This is a genomic window from Mesorhizobium delmotii (genome assembly GCF_900149755.1).
In the GTDB taxonomy this organism is placed as follows: Bacteria; Pseudomonadota; Alphaproteobacteria; order Rhizobiales; family Rhizobiaceae; genus Mesorhizobium; species Mesorhizobium delmotii.
The window spans coordinates 49,131-61,990 of record NZ_FUIG01000024.1 but is presented as its reverse complement, the minus strand read 5'-3'; the positions used below and the strand labels follow the sequence as shown (position 1 = coordinate 61,990).

Below are 12,860 nucleotides of genomic sequence, written 5' to 3'. Positions count from 1 at the left end.
TGCTAACTCTGGTTATTCGCTACGCGGGACAGCACTACAGAAAGATCGTTAATATCTCATTTTCCAAGTTGGCATATTTTCCCGATTCACGCACGCGCGTCCGTTCGGCGGTCCCTTGAATGGATCTCGTTGGCCAGAATGCCGTTTGAATACCCCCGCCTGGATGGGCCATGAGTTATCCCGCTGCCGCATCGGAACGATTGTTGTCAAGCCAGGCGCGCCGCCAGAACGCGCTGTCGCTTCTGTTTTTCCTATGCGCTGCGTTCGCGTTCCTGCTCCGCTTCACGGTGTCACCGCAGATTATGAACATGGTCGTCGACTATACTGCCGACGGTGGTTCATTCTACGAGAAACTGCATTTCGGCACCTATGCTATCTTTCTGCTGCTTCCTGTCGTTCTTTTCAGCCGACCGTTTCTGCTGCAGGGCGACGAAATTGGAATATTCAAGGCTTTGCTGCTCTATTCTGCGCTGATATTCGCGCTGGTACCGTATCTGTTCATCACCGGCCGCGCGGGCTCCTCAGGGTTCATCATCGATACCTATCTGGTGGCGGGCGCCGCAGGCCTGTTGATGCTTGCCTTGAACGCGGAAGTGCGGCGGGCGTTGGGCGACATCGTGCTTGGAATGGTGATCGTCAGCGCCGTGATGGGCACGATCGAAGCGGTGACTCAACATCGATTTCTGCCTTATGGTCTCAACGAACTGCAGTTCAGGCCAATCGGCCTGTCGGCGCACCCGCTGGCACTGGGCGCGCTCTGCGCCACAGCCATCGGATTCGTGCCGCTGACGCGCTGGCGCATATGGGTGCGGGTGCTGGCGATCTTCGTATTGCTCGTCGGTTGTGCTGCCTCAGGCGCTCGCGCCGCGCTGATGCTCGCTGCCGCAGAAACCCTCATTCTGCTGATGTTCGTGCCTTGGCCGCGCCTGACTCTCAAGCACCAGCGGCAGGCCAAGTCCGTCGTGCTGCTGTTCGCCCTGGCGGGCGGCGCAGTGCTGGTGGCCGTACTGTTTTCGGGCGGGCTGCTGAATCGATTCGGCAACACGATCTTTGACGAAAATTTCATGGCGCGGGTGACGATCTACCAGGTGTTCGGACTTGTTAGCTGGAAAGACATCCTGTTTGGCATGAACGTCGACGACCTGCTGGCGATCGTCAACGAGAAGTTGCATCTGCCCTACATCGAGAGCGCGCCGGTGGTTATCATCATGCTCTTCGGCTTGCCCATAGCCGTGCTCTTCATCGTGCTGGTATTCTGGTTCATTTTTCGGCTGCTGCGCGCGGCTCCGCTGCCGGCATGGATCGGCACCATGACGTTCCTGCTTGCGGCGCTCTCGAACAACGCGCTCTCGTCAAAATCGCCGGAGATCGCGATTATCGTGGTGCTGCTGCTTGCCTATAGAAACGCGCCGTATAGAAACCGGCCGAAGAGCACATCTTCGGCCGCGGCTGCATCCGAGCCGAAACTGGATCGGCTCGGATAAGCGCAGGCTGCAGACGCGTCAGCCGGCGCTATCCACAACCTCGACATTGCCTGCGCGGTTGAGCGTGTGAATGCCCGTGCGGGCCCATGCCGGCCCCGGGCCGATCGGGCGGGGCGGCGCAAAACGGACATCGAGTTCGTCAAGCCGATCCAGGCGCATCAACCCGAGACCGCCGCCATAGGCTCTCGACCCGTTTTGCACCGGCAGAACCAGGGTGTCACCCTGGCGAATAAAGGCGCCGCCGGGCCGGGCGGCCGAGTGATCGACGGCGATGGGATTGAGCGCATGCGCAACCCACGGCCCGCGCAGCGAGGGTGAGGAATAGACCGTCATCGTATCCGACGCGCTGCCGTAACCGAACCGCTCCGTCCCCAACAGCCAGAAGCGCCCATCCGATTCGAGCAGCGTGGCGTCATTGAAATCCTTGTCCGTCATCAGCACGGTATCGCGTACCCAGCGATCGGGAAACTGCGCGGCGCGGTAGAGCACAAGCTCGCGTGCCGCTCCACTTTCAGGAATCATGAAAATCTCGCCGGCCTGAGCGAACACCTGCGGATACGACAGGTGGTGCGCTTCCTCCAGCACCACCCTCGGCACACCGAAGGTGCCGTCGTCACCCAGTTCGGCGACAGAAATCACGCCGCGACCGGTAGCGTAGGGAAATTCCTCGACAAACAGATAGTGGCGGCCATCGCGCTCGATGACGAATGGATCGGCGTAGAATCGCCGGCCGTCGTCCGCGAGGACGGTGAACGGCGTACCGTTGAGTCGCCCGGTTTCGGCGACACCTGGCCCGTCGATCAGCCGATAGGCAACCTGCCAATAGAAGGGACGCCGTCCACGTCCGAGCTTTTGCGCGGCGCGATCGATCAATCCCTTGAAGAAAACGGGCAGGTAATGCCGGACAAAACCGCCGTTCCTGAGGATCGGTGCCGGACTATCAGCAATCGGCACAAGTTCGCCCGCGGAAAAACGGGCGACGCTTTGCGCAACCAGCGAGATGGCCCCGGCGAGCAGGTCGTTGCAGCTGCGAGACAGCCAGAACCGGTCGCTGAGCATCGGGCGCCCGCGGGCGACTGTGATACCGTCGAGGCGAACAGCAAGTTCGGGCAATCGCCCGCTCGCCAGCATCTCGGCCACACCGGCGGGGAAGGTGTTCTGGCCGCAAAATTCGAGCGTCAGAACCGGCGTGCCTCGTCGTGCGGCAGTGCCGGTGAGATCGATTACGAGGTCGGCTGGACCGGAACCGCCAGACGGCAACGGCTCGGAGCGGCTTGCCAATGAGGGACCGAAGCGCCGGCTCTCGATCGCCAGCACAATATCCAGGCCGCGTGCGGTCGGCGCGGGCGTCGGCGCGCGGCTGCTCGAAACCACGTGACCCGCTGCGTTCAACCGCACCAGAAGCTCATTTTCCCAGCGCCGAGATCCGGCAGTGTGGCCGATAATTAAAATATTACTCAATCGAATATGTTCTTTTTCAAGACTACTCTGCCAGGATACCTATCGGCTTAGGCTTTCATAAGAGTTACTGGGGAGAACGCGGGCTTGGCTGTTAATCATATATTAAGATTTAAGGTCACGAAGGCGGCTTCTGCCGCTATTATAGCTCTTGTAGCGAATAATCAGCAGGTCGCGACGCCTTCCGGCGACCAGGATCAGCAATGAACGTCCTTTCACATCCGAAACTGCCATCCAGGCAAAAATTGCTGATCGTGTTCGGCACGAGGCCGGAGGCGCTCAAATGCTTTCCGGTGGTGCGTGCCGCGCTTGCCCATCCGGGTTTTATTACCGAGACATGCATCACCGGCCAGCATCGCGAGATGGTCGACCAGGTCATCGAGTTGACCGGCCTGCCGGTGCATCACGATCTCAACGTCATGCAGCCCGGCCAGACATTGTTCGACGTGACCTCGCGCGTGCTGCTGGGCATGGCCGAAGTGCTGGAGAAGGCGAAGCCCGATATCGTCCTCGTGCAAGGCGACACGACCACGGCGATGACTGCGGCTCTGGCTGCCTTCTACAAGCGCATCCCGGTCGCCCATATCGAGGCAGGTTTACGCAGCCACGACATCAACTCTCCCTTTCCGGAGGAACTGAACCGCAAGATTGCCGGCGACATCGCGACCTGGCATTTCGCGCCGACCATCCAGGCGCGCGACAATCTCATCGCCGAAGGAAAGGCTGCGAGCACCATCTTCGTGACCGGCAACACGGTGATCGACACGCTGTTGCATTTTTCCGGCGCGATCGACGCCGACAAGCTGATGAGCGCAAAACTCGCCGCCCGCTTCCCGTTCCTCGATCCCGCCAAGAAAATGATCCTCGTCACCGGACATCGCCGTGAGAATTTCGACGGCGGGATCCATCGTATCTGTACGGCGGTGAAGGGGCTGGCAATGCGCGAGGACGTGCAGATCGTCTATCCGGTCCATCCCAACCCCAATGTTCGCTCGGTGGTCAACGCAGAACTGGGCGGCGTGTCGAACATCCATCTCGTCGACCCGCAGGATTATCTGCCGTTCCTGTATCTGCAGAAGCAGAGCTATCTGGTGCTGACCGACAGCGGCGGTGTGCAGGAAGAGGCGCCTTCGCTCGGCAAGCCGGTGCTAGTGATGCGTGAGAATACCGAGCGGCCCGAGGGGGTCGCGGCGGGTACCGCCCGTCTCGTCGGCACCGATATCCAAAAAATCCTGTTGAATGCCAACAGCCTGCTCGACGATCAGGCCGCCTATCGCGGCATGGCGGAACGACACAACCCGTATGGCGATGGCCGGGCCGGTAACCGGATCGTTGAGGAATTGCTGCATCATGGCTGAGATCAAGACCGTTTCCGTTATCGGCATGGGCTATATCGGCCTGCCGACCTGTGCCATCTTCGCCAGTCGCGGGCTCGACGTCATTGGCGTCGACGTCAACGAAGCGGTGGTCGAGAAGGTCAATCGCGGCGAAATCCACATCGTCGAGCCGGACCTCGATGGTTTGATCCAGAAGGTTGTAGCCAACGGCAAGCTTAGGGCTTTCAGTATGCCGCAGCCGGCGGACGCCTTTGTCATCGCAGTGCCGACCCCGATGACCGAGGACCACAAGCCTGACGTGAGCTATGTGCTCGCGGCGGCACGAAGCATCGCCTCGGTGCTGAAGCGGGGAGACCTTGTGGTGCTGGAATCGACATCGCCGGTCGGCACGACGCGCATCATGACGGGGCTGCTTGCCGAGTTGCGGCCCGATCTCAAATTTCCTCTGGTGCATGGCGAACAGGCCGATGTCCTGGTCGCCTATTCGCCCGAGCGGGTGTTGCCGGGAAAGGTCCTTACCGAGCTGATCAACAACGATCGCTCGATCGGCGGACTGTCGCGCAAGTCGTCGGAACGCACCGCCGCACTCTATTCAACCTTTGTTGCCGGCGACCTGTTCACGACCCAGGCCGAAAGCGCGGAACTGGTGAAGCTGACCGAGAACGCGTTCCGCGACGTCAATATCGCCTTTGCCAACGAGCTTGCGGCGGTGTGCCAGGATCTGTCGCTCAACGTCTGGGAGGTGATCGATCTCGCTAACCGGCATCCCCGCGTGAACATCCTGCAGCCGAGTCCGGGCGTCGGCGGCCACTGTATTGCGGTCGACCCATATTTTATCATCGACGCCGCGCCTAACAGCACGCGGCTGATGGCTTCGGCACGCCGGATCAATTCCGAGCGTCCCTTGTCGGTGGTCAGGGATATACAAGCCTTGCTCGACCCTTCCCGCAAGCAGACGATCGCTTGCCTTGGCCTCAGCTTCAAAGCCAATATCGATGATATGCGCGAGAGCCCGGCCGTCGAGGTGGTGAAGCTTTTGTCAGATATTCCCAACCTGAAGATCATTGCGGCTGAACCCAACGCACACAGGCTGCCGCATGAGCTCGAGGGCAAAGGCATCGTCTTCACCGATGCGCTTTCCGCGATCGATCAGTGCGATATCGTCGTCCTGCTGGTCGACCATCGGCAGTTTAATCTGGTTGATCCCGAAGCGCTCAAGGACAAGAAGCTGATCGACACAAGGGGTTTGTGGACTTGGCGCAAGGCACGCAAGCCCGACGCCCGCATCGAAGGCAGGAAATCAGCGCTCGAACACCTGGCGCTTCCTGCAGGTGCAGAGGAGGCCGCATGAACGCGCACGACCCGGCATGGGCGCAGCATCGCCTGTTGGCGTCACAGCGCCGGGAATTCCTTGGCGCGCCGATCCATGCGTTGACCATGGCCGAGACGCTGGCCATCGCCGATGAGGCGATGACCCTGCGACGGCCGCTGCATCATGTGGTGGTGAATGTCGCCAAGCTTGTGAACATGCGCAACAATACCGAGCTGCGGGACGATGTCGCGACGGCGGATGTGATTAACGTCGACGGCATCGGCGTGCTTTGGGGCGCGCGTCTTTGCGGGGTCGCGCTGCCGGAGCGGGTAGCCGGCGTCGACATCATGATCAATCTGCTGAGCCTCTGCGCGAATCGTGGCTTCAGGCCCTTCCTCCTGGGCGCCGAACAATCCGTGCTCGATGCGGTTAAGGTGCGACTTGCCAGGGATCATCCGGGTCTCGTCGTCGCCGGCATGCGCAATGGCTATTTCAAGCCGGAAGACGAGGCCGGCATCGTCGAGGCGATCAACGCCTCGGGCGCCGACTGCCTGTTGGTGGCGATGCCGACGCCGCGCAAGGAGCGCTTTCTCAAGCGCTATCGTGACGAACTCACCCCGAGTTTCGTCATGGGCGTGGGCGGCAGTTTCGACGTCTATGGCGGCAAGGTTGCCCGGGCGCCAAAACTGGTTCAAGCGGCCGGTCTGGAGTGGTTGTTTCGCGTGGCACAGGAGCCGCGACGCTTGTGGCGCCGTTACTATGACACCAACACGGCCTACGCAGCGCTGCTGTGCCGGGAGTTATGGGGCCGTCGGGGACGCCGAAAGGTCGATCTTTAAGGAGCGATTGCCCCAGCAAACAGGGCAACCGCCTGGGGCTACAGCATCGGTCCGAAGTCGGAACCGCTTTCCAGGACTACGGCACGGCAATTCAAAATGCCATCGCGGGTCTATGCGAGCCGTAGCCGCGCCCTCAGCTTGGCTACGAGTTGTATCGCGGCGGCAGGGTAGAACAGCCAGGTCAGCCCAAAGAAAACCACTGCGCCAGCGGTGCCGCCGGCGACGAGCGAGAAGATGGCCGGCACATCGCCGAACAGAGCGCTGGCGAGGCTGGCGGCCAGCCCCGTGCTGAGCGAGATGACGGCCGAAACGCCGATGTCGCGCCATGGCACCGGCACCGGCGTGAGCCGTTCGCTGATGATGATGCAGGCTAAAAGGCCTGCCAGCGATCCACCCGCCAGCGCCAATGCAGCGCCGACCTCCGCCATCGGAGGGATCAACAGCACGGACAGTGCGATTGTCGCCACCGAGCCGAAGGAATTGGCGATGATCAGCTGCCATGGACGCTTGTGCGCATGCACCACGGTGCCATAGACGAAGCTCGCCAGATTGGCACACAGCACGCTGAAGGCGATGATCGGAAAGAGCAGGCCGAAACGGCCGTGATATTCGGCGGGCAGCAGGAGCTGCGTGATGTCGCTGCTGAGTGCGACCAGCATCGCTGCGACCGGCAGGCAGAGGCGCATCATCAAGGCCATCAATTGCGACAGCAGCCGGCCCGATGCCGCAGGCCCGTCGTCATCGAACCGGCTGACCACCTCGGGAAAGGCGCCCATGTTGATGGAGTTGGCGACCATATCGATGGGCTGGCGGGCCAGTGCATAGGCTGCGGCGAAGATCGCCACCGCGCCGGCATCGTAATAGATCTTGAGGAACACGCGCTCGGCGCTGTGCAGGCCGAAGCCTACCAGCGCCATGATGACCAGGGGCACACCGAGGACGAAGAACTCCTTTTGGGTGAAACGTGGCGGACCGGCAACGACGCGTCGGGATGCCATTAGGCCCGCCACGATACCGGCGATTAAAACGCCGAGGCTCGAGCCGAGCGATACCGTCAGAAAGGAGTCTTGAAACATGACGATGGCGCCGATCGGCAGCGCGAGTTGCAGCACGGCGCGCAGGAACTCGAGCATCGAATAGACCGAATGACGCTGCTGCATCTGCAGCACCGTCAGCGCGAAGCGGCCGATGGAGCCGGCGATCAGGTAGCTGCAGACGGCGATCGCGAACTCGACCCAGCGCTCCGGCACGATCACTGCGGAGGCGGCCACGGATATAATCAGCGCCAGTGCGGTGCTGGCAAGCAACACCCGCCCGGCCAGCATCAGGCTGCCGCGGCTGACGTCGCCTTTGCCGCCAAGCCTGAGCAAAGCGATGCGCAGCCAGTTGGTGACGGCAATGTCGGTCATTTCGCCGACCGTCACCACCAGGGTCAGCAGGCCATACTCGGTCTGATCGATCAGCCGGGTCACGATGACCAGCAGGAGCAGCGCGGAAATCCGCGTCAGCAGGATCGCCGGGGCATAGATAAGCGTGGAGCGGAGCAGCAAAGGGTTGTCCCCGGGAAATTCATCTTCGAGTAACCGTCGACCGGCGGAAAATCCAGCGCGATGACGGCAAAGGGTGAACAGATTCAGTTTGAACTAACGGATTCGTCGTAGACCTTATTTGAAACCTTTGCCGTGTCGTTCCGAAATGGGCTCATGTTGCAGCGTCTGGTTCACAATCGAAAAGTTCATGTGCTTGTCGCGACGCCTTCGGGCGTTTCGGGGCAGGGAGGCATCGACCGCATCATGGGGGCGCTGAAGCAGGAGTTCGAGCGGCAGGAGATCGCCGACATCGATGTGCGCTTCCTTGCCAGCCGCGGCCCTGGGCATGTCGGGTTTTCGATCTTCTATATGTTGGACTTTTGCTTGCGCATGCTCGCCGCGCGTTTGGCCAAGCGCGCCGATGTCATCCACATCAATATATCAGTCTCCGGCAGCACCTATCGCAAGATGGTGATCGCCGCCTGCGCACGGCTGCTGTCGATACCCTATGTCCTGCATCTGCACGGGGCGCAGTATGAGACATTCTGGAAAGGCGATCATAGTTTCATGAGCCGCCGCATCGAAGCTCTGTTCGAGCGCGCCGGTCGGGTGATCGTCTTGGGCGGGCTTTGGCGCGACTTCGTCGCCAGCCGGGCACCTGGGGCGGCCGGCAAAATTGTCATTGTTCCCAACGCCACGGCGGTTCCCTCCTTGGCGCATGTCGGTGGCGGCGACCATGTCCATATCCTGTTCCTTGGCCGCATCGGCGACCGCAAGGGCGTGCCGCAATTGATCGATGCGCTGCACCGCATGAAACCCATCGAGGGTTGGCGCGCCACGATCGCCGGCGATGGCGATGTCGAGGCGGCACGGATGAGAACGGCCGAACTGGGCCTTGCCGAGCGCGTTACCCTTCCTGGCTGGGTCGGGCCCGACGACGTCGCATCGCTGATCGCTTCGGCGGACATTCTGGTGCTGCCTTCCTTTGCCGAAAACCTGCCCGTCTCGGTCATCGAAGGCATGGCCGCAGGCCTCGCGATAGTGACGACGCCTGTCGGCGCCGTGGAGGACATCATCACCAACGAGCAATCCGGGTTGCTGGTGCCGCCCGGCGATGTTGCGGCGTTGACCGAGGCGCTGACACGGTTGGTCGAGAATCCGGCATTGAGAGCCAGGCTTGGTGCTGCCGCGATGGCCGTGCATCGGGAACGGCTTGAGCTCGCACCATTTGTCGGCGCGATCTGCGACGTCTGGAGGTCGGTCGCGTTAAAGGCTCAATCGGTCAAGCGCTGACGCTGTCCTGTAAATTCGGACGCTGAGATTGCGACGCGCAGCTGCGGGTCGAGCGCGACACCGATCCCATTGGCGTCACTGAGGCGCCCCAAGCTCGAACTCGCGATGGAATATCTCCAAATTCAACAGCGCCCATATCAGCTTTTCGTGGTCTGCGGCGCCCTTGGTGTGCTCCGAGACGATTTGATCAAGGTATTTCGCGCTCAAATAGCTGCGAATGACGGAATGAGAGGAGCAAAGATGGTCGTGCACGTAGTTCCTCATCGACCCGCGGAACCATTCGGCGACGGGCACCTTGAACCCGATCTTGCGGCGGTTGAGAATTTCCTCAGGAAGCATGTTGGCCATGCTGTTGCGCAAGATCAGCTTACCCTTCCGCCAACCCACCTTGTAGCGATCGGGCAATTTGCTGACGAACGCAACCAGATCGCGATCGAGGAACGGCATTCTTCCTTCGATTGAACCGGCCATCATCATGCGGTCGCCTCGTTCCAGGAGATTGTCGGGCAACCAGGACGTCTGATCGAAAAACAGCGCCCGGCGAAGATGGGATGCCTTCGCGCTTGAGGAGAACGGGAGGTTGTTACGCTGATTGCGGCAATTGGCCGGCGCACCGGTGAGGCGACCGTGTTGCCGCGCCGTCATGGCTCCAAACCAGGAGATCATCCGGGTGGCAAAGTCCCTTTCGCCCGCGCTTCGGGCAAATGTATCGAACTTGGCCGATGCGCCAGGCATGGCGCGTATCAAAGGGGCGAGGAGGTTGTCGTGGAGCAAGGCTGGAACGAGCGACCGGTAGATTCCAGCCAGCGACTCTGCGCGATGTTTGGGATACCCGCCGAGGATCTCATCTGCCCCTTCCCCTGTGAGCACCATCTTGACGTCCTGCGAGGCTCGCTCCGACATCAGGTAAATTGGAATATCCGAACTTTGTGAAACGGGCGCCCCTAGATGGCGAATCAACTTGGGCAGGTGGTCAATCAGGTCGTCCGCTTCAATGACCAGTTCGCAATGATCAGTCTTGAAATGATCGGCGACGCGTCGGGCGAATGGGAGTTCGCTATAAGCCGGTTCGCTGAAACCGACCGAAAATGTACGAATGGGCTTGTCGCTGTGCTTGGTCATCAGGGCGACGATTGCTGACGAGTCGAGGCCTCCGGAGAGAAAGGCGCCAAAGGGCGCATCGCTGCGCATTCTGATCTCGACGGAATGGTCGAGCAGTTCCAGGAATCGTCGCTTGGCGGTTTCGTCGTCGATCTCTTCGGTCAGATCCGTTTGATCTGGAGGCGTATAATAGCGCGTTTCCGTCACTGTCCCTTGCGACCAAACAGCATAGCTTCCGGGGTTGAGTTTGCGGATCTGTTTAAAAAGCGTGCGTGGTCCAGGCACGTAACGCCAGCGCAGATACTCGTGCACGGCGTCCAGATCGAGCTGCTGCGCATTTGGCTGCGATGACAGCAACGCATTGATCTCCGAGGCGAAGGACAGCAATTTTTCGCTTTGCATGAGGTAAAGGGGCTTTTTGCCGAAGGGATCCCGGCCGAGGATCAATTCGTGCCTCTGAGCATCCCAGAGCCCAAAAGCGAACATGCCGCTCAATCGGTCAAACATGGACAAGTGCCACTGATCATAAGCTCTGAGCAGCACTTCGGTATCGGAGCGCGTTCGAAAACGATGACCGAGGCCGATCAGTTCCTGGCGCAACTCGATATAGTTGTATATTTCGCCGTTGAAAATAATTCTGAGACGGCCGTCGTCGATATGCATCGGCTGATTTGAATCGGCGTTCAAGTCAATAATCGCCAGGCGGCGATGCACCAATGCCAATTGGTTCTCGCCGGTGTTCAAGTCCAAGAACTCGGTGCCTTCGGCATCGGGACCACGATGCCGCAATGCGTTGGACATTCCGGCGGCCCGATCTTGTGGATTCTCGACCCTCGGCCCGATCCAGCCGGCAATTCCACACATTATCTCTTCCCTGGGCGCGCGTATTGGCGCCGCTATTTACGACGAATGTATTAAACACTTGGTTGCCGACGAAACCGGATCGCGAGGAAAAAGCCGCCAAGGTGATTCAAGGCAGAGGTTGATCGGTTCAATCAGACTCTGCCGGCCTTATTGAAGTGCCACCGACGGTTGCGGCCGCAGACCGTAGCTCCGTTGCTTGATTGATAGCCAGCAAGAATGCTGGCTAGACGGCTATTTAACAAAGGCAAGCCGATCTCGATCCAATGTGGCGGGGACAGGTGGCGTTGCCGCCCGGCTGCCTACCCGCAGAGGGTATGGCAACTATGGCAGGCCCAGTGCCCGCAACATCTCCTGGTCCGGGACCGCAGGCCCTTCGGGCCGGATGACGGTCATTCCATAGGGATTCGAGAATTCCCAGACAGACCATGGTATCGCGAAGCGTTCCGCCTGCTGGCGCACCGCCGTGAGATAACGCAGACGGTCAGCGTCGAACGCGCCCATTCGGCCGTCCGCCGACATGAGGATGGCGCCGAATTCGCCCATGAAGAGCCGCCGGCTTGGAATGCCATGCGCCTCGGCCCAGTCGACCGCCTGACGGAAGCTCGCTTCGAGTTGGCTCAGGCCCCAATTGTGCTCGAAATATCGGGCGATTGCTTCACGCGTCGCGACCATGTTCATCAGCTGCTCGACCGGGCTCAAGCCGGCCGCGTCCATCTGCGCCTTAAGGGTTTCGGTCACCTTTTCGGGCGTACTGCTGTCGGCCGGCCAGGGCAGGCCCGAGGCGAAGGCGCCTGTCCCGGCGGGCCGCTGGTGCGTGAAACTGTGCGGCTCATACATGTGGAAGCTGTAGTAGAGGTTCGGATCGTCAAACCCCGGGGTGAGATTGACCAGTCCGGCAATGCTGCCGCCACAGGCGCCTGTTGCGACGATGGTGAGTTCGCTGCTGACTGCGCGAATATCGCGGACCGTGTCTGCCATTATCCGCTGCCAGTCATCGCTCCCGCTCGAATCACAAGGGTAGTATGCCGGCTCGTTGTAAGGCTCGAGGGCTACCTTGTCGGTGCCAATCTTGACCAGCATGGTGGCGACCGCCACAACCATTTCGCGATAGCCGGCAACGCCCTCGCTGTCGGCACCGTCATAGATCATCTCCATGCTATAGGCCTTAATCTGGGTGACGCCGTGCAGGTCGAAAACCACCTTGAGCCCGGCCGACGTGACCCGCTCGACCGCGGCGGCAAGTATGTCCAACGCCTGCTGCCGTTTGGCGCCCTCGCTGGCAAGCAGAGGGCCGGGGTCGACGCTCAGCCGGACGAAGTCGAAGCCCATCGATCGAATGCGCGCAAACGCGTCGCCGCCGGGCCAATCGGTGAGCGGCCTATGTCCAGCGCGCCACTCTTTCTCGCTGCGATAGGGCGGCCAACGGTAGGATCCATCGTCGTCTACCGACGACCAGTTCAGCCATTCATGCACGCCGACGCCGCGCTGGAGCGGGATCGGCGCAGCGTTGGCGGCTATCGCCATGCCGAGCACCCACGCTGCAACACACGCCATCCTTCTCATCATCACTCTCCGTATCATGGTCGGAGATATTAACCGCAGGATCGGAAAAGGAGGATTGCCGTCGCGCGGCTTTTCGACAG

Annotated in this window: 9 protein-coding genes; 5 read left to right on the top strand and 4 right to left on the bottom strand. The window is 60.7% G+C overall.

Annotation, left to right across the window (positions count from 1 at the left end; all coding sequences use genetic code 11):
- The first annotated feature begins 170 nt into the window (after window positions 1–170).
- Window positions 171–1,484 (top strand): VpsF family polysaccharide biosynthesis protein, encoded by a 1,314-nt coding sequence (locus tag BQ8482_RS14205; RefSeq protein ID WP_123148211.1) that lies wholly within the window; start codon window positions 171–173, stop codon window positions 1,482–1,484.
- Between the two features lie 18 nt (window positions 1,485–1,502).
- On the opposite strand, the gene BQ8482_RS14200 is transcribed toward BQ8482_RS14205, so the two are convergent.
- A complete protein-coding gene (locus BQ8482_RS14200; RefSeq protein ID WP_123148210.1) occupies window positions 1,503–2,882 on the bottom strand; it encodes a glucosamine inositolphosphorylceramide transferase family protein in 1,380 nt (459 codons plus the stop codon).
- Window positions 2,883–3,145: 263 nt separating this feature from the next.
- Between BQ8482_RS14200 and wecB the strand changes: the two genes are divergently transcribed.
- The 3 genes from wecB to BQ8482_RS14185 are packed head-to-tail and all read left to right on the top strand — an operon-like array spanning window position 3,146 to window position 6,430.
- Complete coding sequence (gene wecB / locus BQ8482_RS14195) at window positions 3,146–4,300, top strand: non-hydrolyzing UDP-N-acetylglucosamine 2-epimerase (RefSeq protein WP_123148209.1); 1,155 nt, start codon at window positions 3,146–3,148, stop codon at window positions 4,298–4,300.
- Window positions 4,293–5,630 carry a UDP-N-acetyl-D-mannosamine dehydrogenase gene (wecC, locus tag BQ8482_RS14190; protein ID WP_123148208.1) on the top strand — a complete coding sequence of 446 codons (1,338 nt, stop codon included), beginning with the start codon at window positions 4,293–4,295 and terminating at the stop codon, window positions 5,628–5,630. Before wecB ends, wecC begins: the two co-directional genes overlap by 8 nt.
- Complete coding sequence (locus BQ8482_RS14185; RefSeq protein WP_123148207.1) at window positions 5,627–6,430, top strand: WecB/TagA/CpsF family glycosyltransferase; 804 nt, start codon at window positions 5,627–5,629, stop codon at window positions 6,428–6,430. Before wecC ends, BQ8482_RS14185 begins: the two co-directional genes overlap by 4 nt.
- 110 nt (window positions 6,431–6,540) lie before the next feature.
- Here the strand turns inward: BQ8482_RS14185 and BQ8482_RS14180 are convergent, their stop codons facing one another.
- Complete coding sequence (locus BQ8482_RS14180) at window positions 6,541–7,980, bottom strand: lipopolysaccharide biosynthesis protein (protein ID WP_123148206.1); 1,440 nt, start codon at window positions 7,978–7,980, stop codon at window positions 6,541–6,543.
- Window positions 7,981–8,133: 153 nt separating this feature from the next.
- Here BQ8482_RS14180 and BQ8482_RS14175 point away from each other — a divergent pair, with 153 nt between their 5' ends.
- On the top strand, window positions 8,134–9,252 hold the full coding sequence (locus BQ8482_RS14175) for a glycosyltransferase family 4 protein (protein ID WP_123148205.1): 1,119 nt from the start codon (window positions 8,134–8,136) through the stop codon (window positions 9,250–9,252).
- Window positions 9,253–9,327: 75 nt separating this feature from the next.
- On the opposite strand, the gene asnB is transcribed toward BQ8482_RS14175, so the two are convergent.
- The gene (asnB, locus tag BQ8482_RS14170; protein ID WP_123148204.1) at window positions 9,328–11,217 is read right to left on the bottom strand and encodes an asparagine synthase (glutamine-hydrolyzing); all 1,890 of its coding nucleotides are present in this window, start codon (window positions 11,215–11,217) and stop codon (window positions 9,328–9,330) included.
- A 321-nt stretch (window positions 11,218–11,538) separates the two neighbouring features.
- Window positions 11,539–12,771 (bottom strand): glycoside hydrolase family 5 protein, encoded by a 1,233-nt coding sequence (locus BQ8482_RS14165; protein ID WP_244602802.1) that lies wholly within the window; start codon window positions 12,769–12,771, stop codon window positions 11,539–11,541.
- Between the last annotated feature and the right edge of the window lie 89 nt (window positions 12,772–12,860).

Coding starts and splice junctions, on each gene's coding strand:
- BQ8482_RS14205 (WP_123148211.1), top strand. CDS start 171: ATGAGTTATCCCGCTGCCGCATCGGAACGATTGTTGTCAAGCCAGGCG.
- wecB (WP_123148209.1), top strand. CDS start 3,146: ATGAACGTCCTTTCACATCCGAAACTGCCATCCAGGCAAAAATTGCTG.
- wecC (WP_123148208.1), top strand. CDS start 4,293: ATGGCTGAGATCAAGACCGTTTCCGTTATCGGCATGGGCTATATCGGC.
- BQ8482_RS14185 (WP_123148207.1), top strand. CDS start 5,627: ATGAACGCGCACGACCCGGCATGGGCGCAGCATCGCCTGTTGGCGTCA.
- BQ8482_RS14175 (WP_123148205.1), top strand. CDS start 8,134: ATGTTGCAGCGTCTGGTTCACAATCGAAAAGTTCATGTGCTTGTCGCG.
- asnB (WP_123148204.1), bottom strand. CDS start 11,217: ATGTGTGGAATTGCCGGCTGGATCGGGCCGAGGGTCGAGAATCCACAA.
- BQ8482_RS14165 (WP_244602802.1), bottom strand. CDS start 12,771: ATGGCGTGTGTTGCAGCGTGGGTGCTCGGCATGGCGATAGCCGCCAAC.